The 14,093-nt window shown below is 70.1% G+C and carries 14 protein-coding genes and 3 tRNA genes; 6 read left to right on the top strand and 11 right to left on the bottom strand.

Annotated elements, in window-relative coordinates; translation table 11 throughout:
• The first annotated feature begins 14 nt into the window (after positions 1-14).
• The gene (locus AB0J58_RS08905; protein WP_364212244.1) at positions 15-461 is read left to right on the top strand and encodes a DUF3515 family protein; all 447 of its coding nucleotides are present in this window, start codon (positions 15-17) and stop codon (positions 459-461) included.
• Here the strand turns inward: AB0J58_RS08905 and AB0J58_RS08900 are convergent.
• The 4 genes from AB0J58_RS08900 to AB0J58_RS08885 form a co-directional block, all read right to left on the bottom strand.
• Positions 444-1,553, bottom strand: a complete 1,110-nt coding sequence (locus AB0J58_RS08900; RefSeq protein ID WP_364148463.1) for a D-alanine--D-alanine ligase family protein — start codon at positions 1,551-1,553, stop codon at positions 444-446. The genes AB0J58_RS08905 and AB0J58_RS08900 overlap by 18 nt on opposite strands.
• 50 nt (positions 1,554-1,603) lie before the next feature.
• Entirely contained in the window at positions 1,604-2,830 is a 1,227-nt protein-coding gene (locus AB0J58_RS08895) for an aminotransferase class I/II-fold pyridoxal phosphate-dependent enzyme (RefSeq protein ID WP_364212241.1), read from the bottom strand.
• Between the two features lie 16 nt (positions 2,831-2,846).
• Positions 2,847-3,857 (bottom strand): NAD(P)H-dependent glycerol-3-phosphate dehydrogenase, encoded by a 1,011-nt coding sequence (locus tag AB0J58_RS08890; protein ID WP_364212238.1) that lies wholly within the window; start codon positions 3,855-3,857, stop codon positions 2,847-2,849.
• A gap of 292 nt (positions 3,858-4,149) precedes the next feature.
• A complete protein-coding gene (locus tag AB0J58_RS08885) occupies positions 4,150-4,863 on the bottom strand; it encodes a lysophospholipid acyltransferase family protein (RefSeq protein ID WP_364212235.1) in 714 nt (237 codons plus the stop codon).
• A gap of 67 nt (positions 4,864-4,930) precedes the next feature.
• On the opposite strand from AB0J58_RS08885, the gene cofC reads away from it, so the two are divergent.
• Positions 4,931-5,626, top strand: a complete 696-nt coding sequence (gene cofC / locus AB0J58_RS08880) for a 2-phospho-L-lactate guanylyltransferase (protein WP_364212232.1) — start codon at positions 4,931-4,933, stop codon at positions 5,624-5,626.
• Positions 5,627-5,670: 44 nt separating this feature from the next.
• Positions 5,671-5,877 (top strand): hypothetical protein, encoded by a 207-nt coding sequence (locus tag AB0J58_RS08875; RefSeq protein ID WP_343982269.1) that lies wholly within the window; start codon positions 5,671-5,673, stop codon positions 5,875-5,877.
• 192 nt (positions 5,878-6,069) lie between these two features.
• On the opposite strand, the gene AB0J58_RS08870 is transcribed toward AB0J58_RS08875, so the two are convergent.
• The 4 genes from AB0J58_RS08870 to leuC all read right to left on the bottom strand — a co-directional run bounded on the left by AB0J58_RS08870 (position 6,070) and on the right by leuC (position 8,742).
• Positions 6,070-6,369 carry an HU family DNA-binding protein gene (locus AB0J58_RS08870; protein ID WP_030913604.1) on the bottom strand — a complete coding sequence of 100 codons (300 nt, stop codon included), beginning with the start codon at positions 6,367-6,369 and terminating at the stop codon, positions 6,070-6,072.
• 163 nt (positions 6,370-6,532) lie between these two features.
• Complete coding sequence (locus tag AB0J58_RS08865; RefSeq protein WP_343982264.1) at positions 6,533-6,787, bottom strand: hypothetical protein; 255 nt, start codon at positions 6,785-6,787, stop codon at positions 6,533-6,535.
• A complete protein-coding gene (gene leuD, locus AB0J58_RS08860; protein WP_364212229.1) occupies positions 6,766-7,353 on the bottom strand; it encodes a 3-isopropylmalate dehydratase small subunit in 588 nt (195 codons plus the stop codon). Before leuD ends, AB0J58_RS08865 begins: the two co-directional genes overlap by 22 nt.
• Positions 7,354-7,365: 12 nt before the next feature.
• Positions 7,366-8,742, bottom strand: a complete 1,377-nt coding sequence (gene leuC / locus AB0J58_RS08855; RefSeq protein ID WP_343982259.1) for a 3-isopropylmalate dehydratase large subunit — start codon at positions 8,740-8,742, stop codon at positions 7,366-7,368.
• A 70-nt stretch (positions 8,743-8,812) separates the two neighbouring features.
• Between leuC and AB0J58_RS08850 the strand changes: the two genes are divergently transcribed.
• Together AB0J58_RS08850 and AB0J58_RS08845 are read left to right on the top strand one after the other, a co-directional pair.
• Complete coding sequence (locus AB0J58_RS08850) at positions 8,813-9,529, top strand: IclR family transcriptional regulator (protein ID WP_030913609.1); 717 nt, start codon at positions 8,813-8,815, stop codon at positions 9,527-9,529.
• A gap of 79 nt (positions 9,530-9,608) precedes the next feature.
• Positions 9,609-11,348: a hypothetical protein gene (locus AB0J58_RS08845; protein WP_364212226.1), complete on the top strand. Its 1,740-nt coding sequence runs from the start codon at positions 9,609-9,611 to the stop codon at positions 11,346-11,348.
• 210 nt (positions 11,349-11,558) lie between these two features.
• Here the strand turns inward: AB0J58_RS08845 and AB0J58_RS08840 are convergent.
• From AB0J58_RS08840 to AB0J58_RS08830, 3 genes are all read right to left on the bottom strand, one after another.
• Positions 11,559-11,631, bottom strand: a tRNA-Glu gene (locus AB0J58_RS08840).
• A gap of 13 nt (positions 11,632-11,644) precedes the next feature.
• Positions 11,645-11,720 (bottom strand) — tRNA-Glu (locus AB0J58_RS08835).
• A gap of 62 nt (positions 11,721-11,782) precedes the next feature.
• Positions 11,783-11,854 (bottom strand) — tRNA-Gln (locus AB0J58_RS08830).
• Positions 11,855-12,028: 174 nt separating this feature from the next.
• Here AB0J58_RS08830 and AB0J58_RS08825 point away from each other — a divergent pair.
• Positions 12,029-14,008, top strand: a complete 1,980-nt coding sequence (locus tag AB0J58_RS08825; RefSeq protein ID WP_364212223.1) for a M3 family metallopeptidase — start codon at positions 12,029-12,031, stop codon at positions 14,006-14,008.
• Positions 14,009-14,093: the final 85 nt, after the last annotated feature.

Genomic DNA, 14,093 nt, shown 5'->3' with positions numbered 1-14,093 from the left:
GTCGGGAACGTGACATGCCACTGCGGTCCATCCGCCTGGCGGGGTGTGCCTGCGCCCTGCTGATCCTGGCGGGATGCGGCGGCGCCGTCCGGGTCGAGCCGCCCGCCCCCGAGGGGCCCGCCGCCGCCGCGTGCCAGGCGCTCGCCGAGCGGCTCCCGCGGAGACTCGACGGCGCGGACCGGGTCGAGTCCACCCCCGCCTCCCCCTACGTCGCCGTGTGGGGTGAGGGGCGCATCGCGCTGCGCTGCGGGGTGCCGCGGCCGGTGACGATGTCGCCCACCGACCAGGTGCCCGAGATCAACGAAGTGGCGTGGTACGCCGACCCGGCCCGACCGACGCTGTTCACGTCGGTCGGCAGGGCGGCCTACGTCGAGGTGACGGTCGCGCGGGAGCACACCCCGCAGAGCGTGCTGGTCGATCTCGCGGCACCGATCAAGGAAGCGCTACCGCAGACCGGGTGAGCGGCGCAGCGCGAGCTGGATCAGCCGGTCGACCAGCTCCGCGTAGGGCACCCCGGTGGCGGCCCAGAGCTGCGGTGCGACCGACATCGCGGTGAAGCCGGGCATGGTGTTGATCTCGTTGACGATCAGTCGCCCGTCGGTGGTGTAGAAGAAGTCGACCCGCGACAGGCCCTCGCAGCCCAGCGCCTCGAAGGCGCGCACGGCCATCGCCCGCAGCTGCTCGGCCGTCTCCTCGGGGATGTCCGCGGGCACCGACAGGGACATGTCGTCCCCGAGGTACTTGGCCTCGAAGTCGAAGAACTCGTGGTCTCCGTGAACCAGCACCTCACCGGGCATGCTGGCCCGGGGCGCCTCGTCGCCCGGCGACTCCAGCACGGCGCACTCGATCTCGCGGCCGGTGATCGCGGCCTCGACCAGCACCTTGGGATCGTGCTCGCGGGCGAACTCGATGGCCCGCTCAAGCTCCTCCAGGTCGGCGGCCTTGGAGATGCCCTGGCTGGACCCGGCGCGGGCGGGCTTGACGAAGACCGGCCAGCCGAGTTCCTGGACCTCCTTGAGCACCCGGCCGCGGTCGGTCCGCCAGTCGCGGTCGCGGATCGCGACATACGGCCCGACGGGCAGGCCCGAGGCGGCGAGGACCATCTTCATGTACGCCTTGTCCATGCCGACGGAGCTGGCCAGCACCCCGGAGCCGACATAGCGGACCCCGGCCATCTCCAGCAGCCCCTGGATGGTGCCGTCCTCCGCGAAGGGGCCGTGCATCACCGGAAAGACGACGTCGACGTGGCCGAGCTCGACGGGAATGCTGCCGGGGTCGTACGCCACCAGCGAGCCATCACCGGATGTCAGCGCCAGCGTCGCGCTCGCCGCGTCGACGGCGGGCAACTCGCCGCTCTCGATCCCGTATCGCTGCTCCCCGGAGGCGAGCACCCACCGGCCGTCCTGGGCGATCCCGATCGGGACCACCTCGTACTTGGACCTGTCGATGGCCTCCAACACGCTTCCCGCTCCGAGAATGGAGACGGCGTGCTCGGAATTGCGACCGCCGAAGACGACGGCGACCCTCGGTAGAGGTTCGTGCTGCTCACTCATGATGCTCGAATCTACCCCCTGTTAGGGGGCAATCCGGCTGTTAGACGCGCCTATCTACTCGATGCGGGTAGTGAGTCGAGTGCCTTGGTCACGTCCATGATGAGATCTTCCGCGTCCTCGAGCCCGATGGAGAACCGGACGGCCGCCTCGTCGATCCCCGCCACCCCGCCGAGCCGCCGGTGGGTGGTCGAGGCCACGTGCGCGGCCTTGGTATGGATTCCTCCGGCTGAGGGGGCGATCGAGGCGAGCCTGAGGGCGTCGGCCAGGGCCACGCCGGCGTCGTAGCCACCGCGCGGAGTGATCGTCACGCAGGCGCCGTACCTGGTGCCCTCGGGTCCCGAGTCGAACAGGTGCCTGGCGAGCTGGTGTCCGGGGTGTCCCGGCAACCCCGGGTAGTCGACCCGGCGCACGGCGGGGTGCTTGGCCACGGCCGCGGCGAAGACCATCGCGGTGGAGCACATCCGGCGGACCCGCAGCGGCAGGGTCGCGAGCCCCCGGCGGAGCAGGAAGGCGTCGTCGGGGGAGAGCGTGCCCCCGGTGTCGATCCTGACCTCGCGCAGCTGGGCGATCAGGTCGGGACGGCCCACCGCGACGCCCCCGGCGCAGTCGTCATGACCGCCGAGGTACGTGGTCGCGGAGTGGATCACCAGATCGGCGCCGTGTTCCAGGGGACGGCACACGATCGGGGTGGCGAAGGTGGAGTCGACCACCAGCAGCGCCCCCGCGGCGCGGGCGATCCGGTAGAGGCCGCGGATGTCGGAGACCGCCATGGTCGGGTTGGAGAGCGTCTCCGCATAGATGATCTTCGTGTTGGGCCTGATCGCCGCCTGCACCCCGGTCAGGTCGCCGTAGCCGACGAAGTCCGCGCTGACCCCGAACCTGGACAGCACATTGGTGATCAGCGAGTGGGTCCCGCCGTACAGCGGGGTGGGCGCCACCAGGTGCGCGCCCGCGCGCAGGAACGTCATCAGGACGGCGTTGACGGCGGCCATCCCCGAGGCGAACGCCTGCCCGGCCACGTCCTCGGGCGCCGCGGCCCCCTCCAGGGAGGCCACCGCCGAGGCGAACGCGGCGGTGGTGGGGTTGTCGATCCGGCCGTGGACATGGCCGGAACCCTTCTCGTCCAACACCTCGGCGTACTCGGCGGAGTCGCCGAAGCCCCAGGCGGAACTGCGCCACACGGGAAGACCGAGGGGTCTCTGCGGGGGCGGCTCGGGAGCCGGCAGGTGCACCGACCGGGTGTTCTCCCCCCTGCGCCTGCGCATCCGTCTGTTCATGGGCCACACCGTGTCTTCACAGGCCGTACCGTTCCGGCTTGGGAGTCCGCGACATCAGGAGCACCGCGGCCTCGCTGGGAGGCATTGCGTCATGGACGACGGCCACCACCACTTCGGTGATCGGCATCTCCACGTCGTGCTTTCTGGCCAGTTCGAGCACCGACTCGCAGGATTTGACCCCCTCGGCGGTCTGTTTCGTGGCGGCGATGACCTCGGCCAAGGTCATACCCCGCCCCAGATTCTCCCCGAAAGTACGGTTCCGCGACAATGGGGAGGTACAGGTCGCCACCAGATCGCCCATGCCCGCCAGCCCCGCGAAGGTGTGCGGGTCCGCGCCGAGCACCGTGCCCAGCCTGGAGATCTCGGCCAGCCCGCGCGTCATCAGCATCGCCCCGACGTTGTCGCCCAGCCCCATCCCCGCCGAGATGCCGACCGCGAGGGCGATCACGTTCTTGACGGCCCCGCCGAGCTCGACCCCCACGACGTCGGGGTTGGTGTAGGGGCGGAACCAGGGCGGCAGGTAGCAGGCCTCCTGAAGGCGCTCCATCGCCCGCTCGTCGGTGCAGGCGACCACGGTGGCGGCGGGCTGGCCCCGGACGATCTCTCCGGCCAGGTTGGGCCCCGACACCACCGCGACCCGCTCCTGGGGCACCCCGGCGACCTCGCAGATCACCTCGCTCATCCGCTTGGTGGTGCCCAGTTCGATGCCCTTCATCAGGCTGACCAGCACCGCCTCCGGCGGCAGGTGCGGCTTCCAGCGGGTCAGGTTCTCCCTCAGGGTCTGGGAGGGCACCGCGAGCACCACGAAGTCGGCGCCGTCGAGAGCCTCGGCCGGGTCGGTCGTGGCGCGCAGCGTCTCGGGCAGCGCCGCGCCCGGCAGGTAGACGGGGTTCTCGTGCCGCCGGTCGATCGCCTCGACGACCTCCGCGCTGCGGCCCCACAGGACCGTCCGGGTGCCCGCCCCCGCGAGGATCATGCTGAAGGTCGTCCCCCACGATCCCGTGCCGAATACAGCCGCCTTGGTCATCGGTTCTCCTTGGGCGTGGAAACCTCCGCCTCCGGGCGGGGGAGAGGACACGGCGCGACGCCGTACGGTTCGGTACCGTGTCCGGCGGTGGCGACAGCCGGGCCACTACGAGTGTGACCGGCTGGGTCCTCACCGCCGGGCTGGCGGAGAGGTGAAACGCCTGTGGAGCTGGTGTAGGACCTCAAGGGATTTCTCCTGGCGGGCGACCGGCGGTGATTCAGGAACTCTCACGGGCGACCGTGGGAACCCCCTCCCTTCGGGGAGGGGAGGATGTCAACACCGTACGCCGAAGTCAGTTGTCGGAAGGTCGCTTGAACGGCGCCTTGGGCGCCTTCTCCCCGCGGAGTTCGGCCAGCTGGGCCGTGATCGCCGACATGATCTCGGTCGTCGCGGCGCGCAGCAGGTCGGCCTGGAGCGGCTGTCCCCGGTACTTCGACAGGTCGACCGGTGGCCCGGTCAGCACGCGGAAGGTCTTGCGCGGCAGCAGGCTGGGCCTTTTGGCACCGTACGGCAGGATCTCCTGGGCGCCCCAGTGCGCGACGGGGATCACCGGCGCGCCGGTCTCCAGCGCCAGCCTGGCCGCGCCGGTCTTGCCCTCCATCGGCCAGAAGTCCGGGTCGCGGGTGCAGGTACCCTCCGGATAGAACATCACGCACGCCCCCGCGGCGAACCGGCGCCGCGACTCCTCCAGCGAGCGTCCCGCGTCGGAGCTCCCCCGGTAGACGGGAATGACCTGGAGCGCCCTCAGCAGGGGGCCGAGCAGCGGCACCGAGAAGAGACCCGACTTGGCCAGGATCACCGGCCAGCGACCGTTGTTGTAGAGGAAGTGCGAGATGAGGATCGGATCCAGCCACGACAGGTGGTTGGTCGCCACGATGATTCCGCCCGTCCTGGGCAACCGGTCGCTACGACGCCAGTCCTTCTTGACCAGGAGCCACGAGATCGGCTTGACGATCGCGACGGCGAAGGCGACCCAGAATCGCGAGGGCCAGCCGGGGCGTCTCATGGGCTCCTCCGTATGAGCGGTTTGCGCACCAAGTCTCCCGGTTGGCTCCCCGAGATGTCGAGACGGGATGCTTAACGCTATGCCTGCTCAGGAAAGTTCCGCCTGGACCCTTGTCGTCCCGGTCAAGACGCTGGTCGCCGCCAAGACCCGCCTGTCTGCGGCGGCGGGCCCGCACCGGGCCGCGCTGGCCGTGGCGATCGCCTGCGACACCGTCGAGGCGGCGCTGAGGTGCGCGCTCGTCACGCGGGTGGTCGTGGTGACGGGTGACCCCGTGGCCGCCGAGGCGCTCGGCGGGGTCGGCGCGCACGTGGTCGGCGACCCGGAGGCGGGGCTGAACGCCGCCCTGCGGCACGGTGCCCTGGAGGCGGCCCGGCTGGCACCCGGCGACGCCGTCGGCGCCCTCCAGGCCGACCTCCCCGCCCTCCGCCCCGCGGAGCTGGCCCGCGTGCTGACCGCCGCCGCGGAGTTCGACCAGATGTTCCTGCCGGACGCCTCCGAGATCGGCACGACCTTCTACGGCGTACGGCCAGGCACGCCGTTCACGCCGGGGTTCGGCGGCGAGTCGCGGGACCGGCACCTGCGGCGCGGCGCCAAGGAGCTCTGTGTGGCGGGCGTGGAGTCGGTCCGCCATGACGTGGACACCCCGGACGACCTCCGCCAGGCGCTGGTCCTGGGCGTCGGCCCCCGCACGCTGGCCATGGCGGAAAGGATCTCGGTGTCCGGCGGCCCTTCGCGGCCGGGGGAACGCGACAGGGACCGATAGCCCCGGTTGGGGCGGGATTCCCGTCCGGGGGCTACCCTGGGCGTGTGCAGGCGACGGTGCGGAGCTTCGAGGAGGCGACCCGGTCGGGGTCGGTCTTCCTGGACGACGGGACCGAGATCCCGTTCGGCGCGGCGGCCTTCGACGCGGGGCCGCTCCGGCTGCTCAGGGCGGGTCAGCGGGTCAACATCGTCATGAACGGCGACGACGTCTCCTACATCACCCTCTCGACCTTCCCCGTACCCGGCCGGTGAGGCGGCCGGGGAACCGGCTTCCCCGGCGGTCCGAGCCGCAATCATCTCCGCTGCGCCCCGCCGACGAGTCCGTCGCACGTGGCCGAACACTTTTAGACGGCTCCGGCCCCGGGCATCCCGATCCGGCGGCGCCGGTCGGAAAGCCGGACGCCCGGGCTCCCGCTTCGGGAGTCCGGGCGCCTACGCCGAGACCTATTTCTTCTTCGATGCCTTCTTGCCGCCGTTGTTGACGAGTTCCTTGAAGTCGGAACCGGGCCGGAATTTCGGCCCCCAACTCTCGGCGACGTGGATCTCGGCACCCGTCGAGGGGTTGCGGGCGGTGCGGGCCGGCTTGTGCACCATCTCAAAGGCACCGAACCCCGTGATCGAGACCTTGTCACCACTCGCGACGGTGGTCTGGATCGTGTCGAGCACCGCGTTCACGGCTTCGGTGGCCGTCTTCTTGTCGCCCACCCGATCCGCGATGGCGTCGACGAGTTCCTTTTTGTTCATAAGGTTGCTCCCCCTGCTTACCGATGTCCGGGAGTGGGTCACGGGGCAGAAAACCCGTCTCACCCGATTTGTCACGGCGAGGGGTCTCATCACAGATCTCTCATCAACGATCACGATGAGAAACCCCCTGCTCGCTTGAAATTAGGGGACGGAGCCGTATGACTCAATCACCTTCCGCAATGTTTCCAGTGCTCGGCGTATCTGAAACCACGACATCAATACTGAGAAGGAACAAATCAAGACGCCCTGTGGCGTGATCGAGGTCGCGCTTGGCCATATCGCAGATGGCCAGCAGGCGCCTGGTGAGACGTTTTCTCTCCTCGACGGAGACAGGCAGGGACCGGACGCGGCGGTGCGCCTCGCGCAGCCGCCACGCCAGCTCGTCTTCTGAACTCGTCAGACGGTCGTCGGCAGCCATGGCTGCCGACCATTCTCGTATGTCCCGATGGCGTCGGCGTTGCGCAGGGTCAGCCCGATGTCGTCCAGGCCCTCCATCAGCCGCCAGCGCGTGTAGTCGTCGATCTCGAAGGCGGCGGCCTCCGCGCCCCAGCGGACCTGGCGTCCTGCCAGGTCAACGGTTATCTCAAGGGTCGGGTCCGCCTCGACCGCGGCCTGCAGCGCCTCGACGATCTCGCCCGGCAGGACGACCGGGAGCAGGCCCATCTTGGTGGAATTATTACGGAAGATGTCTCCGAAACGAGCCGCGATCACGACGCGGAAGCCGTACTGCTGCAGGGCCCAGACCGCGTGCTCCCGGGAGGATCCGGTGCCGAAGTCGGGGCCGGCCAGCAGGATCGTGGCGCCCTCGTGAACGGGGTTGTTCAGGACGAAGCCGGGGTCCTCGCGCCAGACGGAGAACAGGCCGTTCTCGAACCCGGTCCTGCTGACCTGCTTGAGCCAGACGGCGGGGATGATCTGGTCGGTGTCCACGTTGCTGCGGCGCAGCGGCACGGCCCGGCCGGTGTGGGTGGTGAACGCTTCCATCGCGAGGGCTCCTTACAGGTCGGCGGGCGCGGTGAGTTTGCCGGTGACGGCGGTCGCGGCGGCGACCTGCGGGGACACGAGGTGGGTACGGCCACCCTTGCCCTGCCGCCCCTCGAAGTTGCGGTTGGAGGTCGAGGCGCTGCGCTCGCCGGGGGCGAGGGTGTCGGGGTTCATCCCCAGGCACATGGAACAGCCCGCCTCGCGCCATTCGGCGCCCGCGGCCTTGAAGACCTCGTGCAGCCCCTCCTGTTCGGCCTGGAGCTTGACCAGCATCGAACCGGGCACGATCAGCGTGCGCGTCACGACCTGGCGCCCGCGCAGCACCTCGGCCGCGGCGCGCAGGTCCTCCAGCCTGCCGTTGGTGCAGGAGCCCACGAAGACCGTGTCGACCTTGACCTCGCGGAGCGGGGTGCCCGCGGTCAGGCCCATGTACTCCAGGGCACGCGCGGCGGCGGCCGGGTCCTCGGTGTCCTCGGGACGGGGCACGGACGTGCCCAGCGGGGCGCCCTGGCCCGGGTTGGTGCCCCAGGTGACGAACGGGGTCAGCGTCGCGGCGTCGATCTCCACGACGGTGTCGAAGACCGCGTCCTCGTCGCTGACCAGCGACCTCCAGTACTCGACCGCGGCGTCCCAGTCGGCGCCGGACGGCGCGTGCGGACGGCCCTTGAGATATTCGAAGGTGGTCTCGTCCGGGGCGATCATGCCCGCGCGGGCGCCCGCCTCGATGGACATGTTGCAGACCGTCATCCGGCCCTCCATGGAGAGCTTGCGGATGGCCTCGCCCCGGTACTCGACGATGTGGCCCTGACCGCCGCCGGTGCCGATCTTGGAGATGATCGCCAGGATCAGGTCCTTGGCGGTGACGCCGGGGGGCAGCTCGCCGGAGACCTCGATGGCCATGGTCTTCGGCCGGTAGGCGGGCAGTGTCTGGGTGGCCAGCACGTGCTCCACCTCGGAGGTGCCGATGCCGAACGCGATGCCGCCGAAGGCACCGTGGGTGGAGGTGTGAGAATCACCACACACGATCGTCATGCCGGGCTGGGTCAGGCCGAACTGCGGGCCGATGATGTGGACCACGCCCTGCCCCGCGTCGCCCATCGGGTGCAGCCGGACGCCGAACTCCGCGCAGTTCTTGCGCAGCGTCTCCACCTGCGTCCGCGACACCAGGTCGTTGATCGGACCGCGTACGGTCGGGACGTTGTGGTCCTCGGTGGCGATGGTGAGGTCGGGCCGCCTGACGGGGCGACCCGCCATGCGCAGGCCGTCGAACGCCTGCGGGCTCGTGACCTCGTGAATGAGGTGAAGGTCGATGTAGAGCAGGTCGGGTTCTCCCTCCGCACGTCGCACGACGTGCTGCTCCCAGACCTTCTCCGCGAGCGTGCGGCCCATGTCGCCTCCTTGCGATCGGCTATCCCGCACCCACTTGCTTTCTCATATGTCGAGACGGCAGTATCGGTGTATGGACAACTCTAGCGGAGTCGGCGTACTGGACAAGGCCGTCCTCGTGCTCAACGCCCTTGAAGCCGGCCCGGCGTCCCTCGCACAGCTCGTCCACGCCACCGGCCTGGCCCGTCCCACCGCCCACCGGCTGGCCGTCGCCCTGGAGCACCACCGCATCGTCTCCCGCGACACCCAGGGTCGTTTCGTCCTGGGCCCCCGCCTGTCCGAGCTGTCCACCGCCGCCGGCGAGGACAGGCTGCTGGCCGTCGCCTCACCGGTTCTCACCCAGCTGAGGGACCTGACCGGGGAGAGCGCGCAACTCTACCGGCGGCAGGGTGACGAGCGGGTCTGCGTGGCCGCCGCCGAGCGTGCCAGCGGGCTGCGCGACACCGTACCGGTCGGCTCGGCCCTGCCGATGCTCGCGGGGTCCGCGGCGCAGATCCTGCTCGCCTGGGAGGAGCCCGACCGCCTGCACCGGGGCCTGCGCGGGGCCAAGTTCACCGCGGCCACGCTCGCGAGCGTGCGGCGCAGGGGCTGGGCGCACAGCGTCGGCGAGCGCGAGCAGGGCGTGGCCAGCGTCTCGGCGCCGATCAGGGGCGCGGGCGGCAAGGTGGTCGCCGCGGTGTCGGTCTCCGGCCCGATCGAGCGCCTGACCCGCACCCCCGGCAGGCTGCACGCCGCCCCCGTGGTCACCGCCGCCGAGCGGATCACCGAGTCGATGCGCCGCGCCAACTGACCTCCGCGGCGGCTGACACCGAGCGATCTGTGGGCGATATGAGGAGGCGAGCACCCCTGCGGCCCCCTAGGCTGGGCAGGTGACAGATCGCATCGAGGCAGCCGCGGCTGAACTGCGTCCCCTGCTCCAGAACTTCATCCTGTGGGCGCGTGAGAACGCGCCCGGCAGCGATTCCAACCTGGTCGGCTCTGTCGCGCTGTGGCACCGGCTGATCGCCTCCGACGACGTCGGCAGGTGGAGGCAGTCCGACCTGCGCACGGTTCTCCTCGATCGGATGCCCCAGGTCGTCGAGGACCCGGACGCCGCCGCCGACGGCATGGTGCCCGCGGTCCGCGCCTATCTGACCTTCCTGTCGGAGTCCGACCGCCTGGCCAAGGGCTCCGCGCCGCTGGGGGACCTGCTCGCCGAGCTCGACCGTCTCGAGGACGACTTCGTCGACGCCATGGAGGATCTCGTCGTCGAGGAGGACGAGGACGACGAGTACGACGAGGAGGAGTCCGAGGGGCTCGGCGACTTCGAACCGTTCGCCGACGAGCTCTCCGAGCTGCCGACGATCAGGCTCCGCCCGGACTCCGAGCTGGCCGAGGCCACCCGCAGGACACCCCTGATCTCCAAGGCCCGCGACCTCGCGATCTGGGTCGGCTCGGAGCGCCGGGTGGGCGAGACGAGCCTGCTCGACGACACCGAGATCACCGAGGCCCTGGCCGTCCTCGGCATCCCGGTTCCCGAGAAGGGCGACAAGTCGCTGGCCGACTCCGTCCCCGCGCTCTGGAACATCTGGAACCTCGCGATCGACCTCGACTTCCTCCAACCCGAGGGGGAGGACACGGTCAGCATCGACGCCGACACCGCGGAGTGGCCCTTCGAGGAGGACGACGACGCCCTGGACGCGTGGATGGCCGGTCTGCACTCCATCGACTACGGCGACCCGGAGCTGGCGGACGAGGAGGCCACGATCGCCCTGTCCGGGCTGACCAGGGCGCTGCTGGTCCGGGTGCTGCTGGCGACCGGCTCCAAGCCGCTGGCCGAGCTCCGCACCGAGCTGGCCGAGGCCGCCGCCGAGTACGACGACCTGGGCGCGGAGGCCTGGGCCGCCGCCACCGCGCAGTACGGCGACCCGCTCAACCCGGTGCTCGACTGGCTGGCCGGGTACGGCATGGTCGAGGTCGAGCACGACCAGGTGCGCCTGACCCCGCTCGGCATGGAGGGCGTGGTCCACCTCGTGGACGAGGCCGACATCGAGCTGGACGCCCGGCCCGCCATCGACGCGATGACGGCCCTGGACCTGCTCTCCTTCGGCTCCGAGCTGCCCGAGGAGGAGGCGGACGCCGAGTTCGAGGCCTGGATGGAGCTGCGCGCCCCCGAGCAGGCCGCCAGGGACCTGCTGGAGGCCGCGGCCGAGGACGACGCGAACGCGCTGATCCGGGTCCAGGCGGCCAGCATGGTCGGCTCGCTCGGCGAGGTGGCCGTCCCCGCCTGGCGGGAGGCCCTCGACGAGCCGTCCCTGCGCCCGTACGCGGCCACCCACCTGGCCCAGCTGGGCGTCGAGGACGCCCCCACGCCCACCCAGGCCGACACCCACTGGCTGATCCTCGACATGCTGACCATCTCCGCCGGCCTGGGCCGTCCCGAGTTCGTCAGCAGCCTGGACGACATCGGCAACGTGCCGAACCTGGTCAGCCTGCTCGAAGTGATCTGGAAGGTGCCGCACCCGCACCTGGAGGAGCTGCTGGAGGCGATCGGCAAGGCGCATCCGGACAAGCAGGTGGGCAAGGCCGCCAAGCGCGCCCTGTTCAAGGCCCGCTCGGGGCAGAACTAGGAACGGAACCGGAAAGGGACGGGGCGGCGCCCCGTCCCTTTCCGGTTCCACCGTGGCGGGAGCGTACGGTCTCGACCAGGCATGCGTCCGGCGTACCCGACCCCCGGGGCGGGAAGGCGATCTGAGAGATTCACATGTCAGGCGGGCTTCACGTGCCCCTGAAACGACAAGAACCCCCGGGAACCGTTGCTCCCGGGGGTTTCGCACCTGTAGCCCCGACCGGATTCGAACCGGCGCTACCGCCTTGAGAGGGCGGCGTCCTAGGCCACTAGACGACGGAGCCTTGCGAGAGACAGTGGTAGTCCCGACCGGATTCGAACCGGCGCTACCGCCTTGAGAGGGCGGCGTCCTGGGCCACTAGACGACGGGACCCTACACACTGTCATCAGATTCGGAGGGAGCCGAATCTGCGGCATCTTCCTGAGAAGATGCAGCTGGGGTACCAGGACTCGAACCTAGAACAACTGAACCAGAATCAGCCGTGTTGCCAATTACACCATACCCCACCGCGCTGGACTCCCTTGCGGGACTCGCTGGCGCCTCCGAAAGAATAGCCCAGGTTGGGGGTCAAGACCAAAACGATTGCCGGCGGCCGAATCGCGGTATCACCGGGCTGCCGCAACGAAGGTCGGTTGTGTAACCCTGCTGAGAGATCCGTCCACCCGAGAGGAGTCCCAGCCTTGGCCGAGAACCCGTTCTTCGAACCCAGCACGCTGCCGTACGGGCTGCCGCCGTTCGCCCTGATCAGGGAGGAGCACTACCTTCCCGCCTTCGAACGTGGCATGGCCGACCAGCTGCGCGAGGTGCGGGAGATCGCCGACAACCCGGAGCCCGCGACGTTCGGCAACACGATCGAGGCCCTGGAGCGCTCGGGCCGGATTCTCAAGCGGACCGTGACCGTCTTCAGCAGCGTCTCCGCCTCCGACACGACCGACGGCATCCGGGAGATCGAGACCCGGGTCTCCCCCCGGCTGACCCAGCACGCCGACTCCATCCGCCTGGACCGCGCCCTGTACGCCCGGATCAGACAGGTGGCCACCGACGACCCCGAGGAGGCGTGGCTGCTGCAGAAGTACCGCGTCGACTTCGTCAGGGCCGGCGCGGACCTGTCCGAGGACGACCAGGATCGCCTCAGGGCGCTCAACGAGGAACTGACCAGGCTCGCCACGACCTTCTCCCAGAACCTGCTCACGGCCTCCACGGCCTCCGCGCTGGTCGTCGAGGACGTCAAGCTGCTGGACGGGCTCGCCGAGAGCACGATCAAGGCGATCGAGAAGGACGGCAGGTACGTCCTGCCGCTGTTCAACTACACCAACCAGCCCGCGCTGGCCGAGCTGACCGACCGGGAGACCCGCAGGAGGCTGTACGAACTGTCCGTCGGCCGGGCGCCGGAGAACTTCGAGCTGGCGGCCAGGATGGCGGCGCTCCGCGCCGAGCGGGCGGCCCTGCTCGGCTTTCCCGACCACGCCGCCTACTCCGTCGCCGACCAGACCGCCAAGACCACCGACGCCGTCGAGGAGATGCTCGGCAAGCTGGTGGGCCCCGCGGTGGCCAACGCCCGCCGGGAGGCCGAGGCGCTGAGCGAGCAGGCCGGCTTCCCCCTGGAGCCGTGGGACTGGTCCTTCTACGCCGAGCGGGTGCGCAAGGCCCGCTACGACTTCGACGCCGCCGACCTTCGCCCCTACTTCGAGCTGGACCGGGTGCTGCGGGACGGTGTCTTCCACGCCGCCGGCGAGCTGTACGGGATCACCTTCGCCGACCGGGACGACCTGGCCGGGTACCACCCGGACGTCCGGGTCTTCGAGGTGTCCGACGCGGACGGCTCGCCGCTCGGCCTGTTCGTGTTCGACCCGTACGCCCGGCCGACCAAGCGCGGCGGCGCCTGGATGAACAACCTGGTCACCCAGTCGCACCTGTTCGGCGAGCTGCCCGTGGTGATGAACAACCTCAACATCACCAAGCCCTCCGAGGGGCCGACGCTCCTGACGTTCGAGGAGGTCAACACCGCCTTCCACGAGTTCGGCCACGCCCTGCACGGTCTCTTCTCCGACGTGCGCTTCCCCCGGGTCTCCGGCACCGACGTGCCGCGCGACTTCGTGGAGTACCCCTCGCAGGTCAACGAGATGTGGGCCACCTGGCCCTCGGTCCTCGCCAACTTCGCCAGGCACCACGAGACCGGTGAGCCGGTGCCCGTGGAGCTCCTGGAGAAGATGAGGGCCGCGGAGAAGTTCAACCAGGGCTTCGCCACCGTCGAGTATCTCGCGGCGGCGCTGCTGGACTGGGCCTGGCACAAGCTGGCCGCGGGCGAGACCGTCGAGGACGCCGAGGCGTTCGAGAACGCGGCCCTGGAACGCGCCGGGATCGCCTACGACCTGGTCCGCACCCGCTATCGGACCAACTACTTCGCGCACATCTTCGTCAGCGGGGTGGGCGGCTACAGCGCCGGCTACTACTCCTACATCTGGAGCGAGGTGCTGGACGCCGAGAGCGTCGACTGGTTCACCGAGAACGGCGGCCTGACCCGCGGCAACGGCGACCACTTCCGCTCCACCCTGCTGTCGGTCGGCGGCTCGCGGGACGTGATGGACGCCTTCCGCGACTTCCGCGGCCGCGACCCGCGTATCGAGCCCCTGCTGAAGCGCCGCGGCCTGCTGGTTTAGCCCTTCCTCCCGCTGGGGGTGCGGGAAACCGCACCCCCCACGGGTACGTGCCCTCAATGCGCTTCGCACGGGCGGTACGCACACT

It is taken from the genome of Streptosporangium sp. NPDC049644, from assembly GCF_040675205.1.
GTDB lineage: Bacteria > Actinomycetota > Actinomycetes > Streptosporangiales > Streptosporangiaceae > Streptosporangium > Streptosporangium fukuiense.
This window is presented reverse-complemented; position numbering and strand designations above follow the sequence as displayed.

Excerpts from the sequence above, each read along its gene's own strand:
- AB0J58_RS08890 (WP_364212238.1), bottom strand. The coding sequence starts at position 3,857 with ATGACCAAGGCGGCTGTATTCGGCACGGGATCGTGGGGGACGACCTTC.
- cofC (WP_364212232.1), top strand. The coding sequence starts at position 4,931 with ATGCTTAACGCTATGCCTGCTCAGGAAAGTTCCGCCTGGACCCTTGTC.
- leuD (WP_364212229.1), bottom strand. The coding sequence starts at position 7,353 with ATGGAAGCGTTCACCACCCACACCGGCCGGGCCGTGCCGCTGCGCCGC.
- AB0J58_RS08870 (WP_030913604.1), bottom strand. The coding sequence starts at position 6,369 with ATGAACAAAAAGGAACTCGTCGACGCCATCGCGGATCGGGTGGGCGAC.
- AB0J58_RS08895 (WP_364212241.1), bottom strand. The coding sequence starts at position 2,830 with ATGAACAGACGGATGCGCAGGCGCAGGGGGGAGAACACCCGGTCGGTG.
- leuC (WP_343982259.1), bottom strand. The coding sequence starts at position 8,742 with ATGGGCCGCACGCTCGCGGAGAAGGTCTGGGAGCAGCACGTCGTGCGA.
- AB0J58_RS08900 (WP_364148463.1), bottom strand. The coding sequence starts at position 1,553 with ATGAGTGAGCAGCACGAACCTCTACCGAGGGTCGCCGTCGTCTTCGGC.
- AB0J58_RS08865 (WP_343982264.1), bottom strand. The coding sequence starts at position 6,787 with ATGGCTGCCGACGACCGTCTGACGAGTTCAGAAGACGAGCTGGCGTGG.
- AB0J58_RS08905 (WP_364212244.1), top strand. The coding sequence starts at position 15 with ATGCCACTGCGGTCCATCCGCCTGGCGGGGTGTGCCTGCGCCCTGCTG.
- AB0J58_RS08850 (WP_030913609.1), top strand. The coding sequence starts at position 8,813 with ATGGACAACTCTAGCGGAGTCGGCGTACTGGACAAGGCCGTCCTCGTG.
- AB0J58_RS08885 (WP_364212235.1), bottom strand. The coding sequence starts at position 4,863 with ATGAGACGCCCCGGCTGGCCCTCGCGATTCTGGGTCGCCTTCGCCGTC.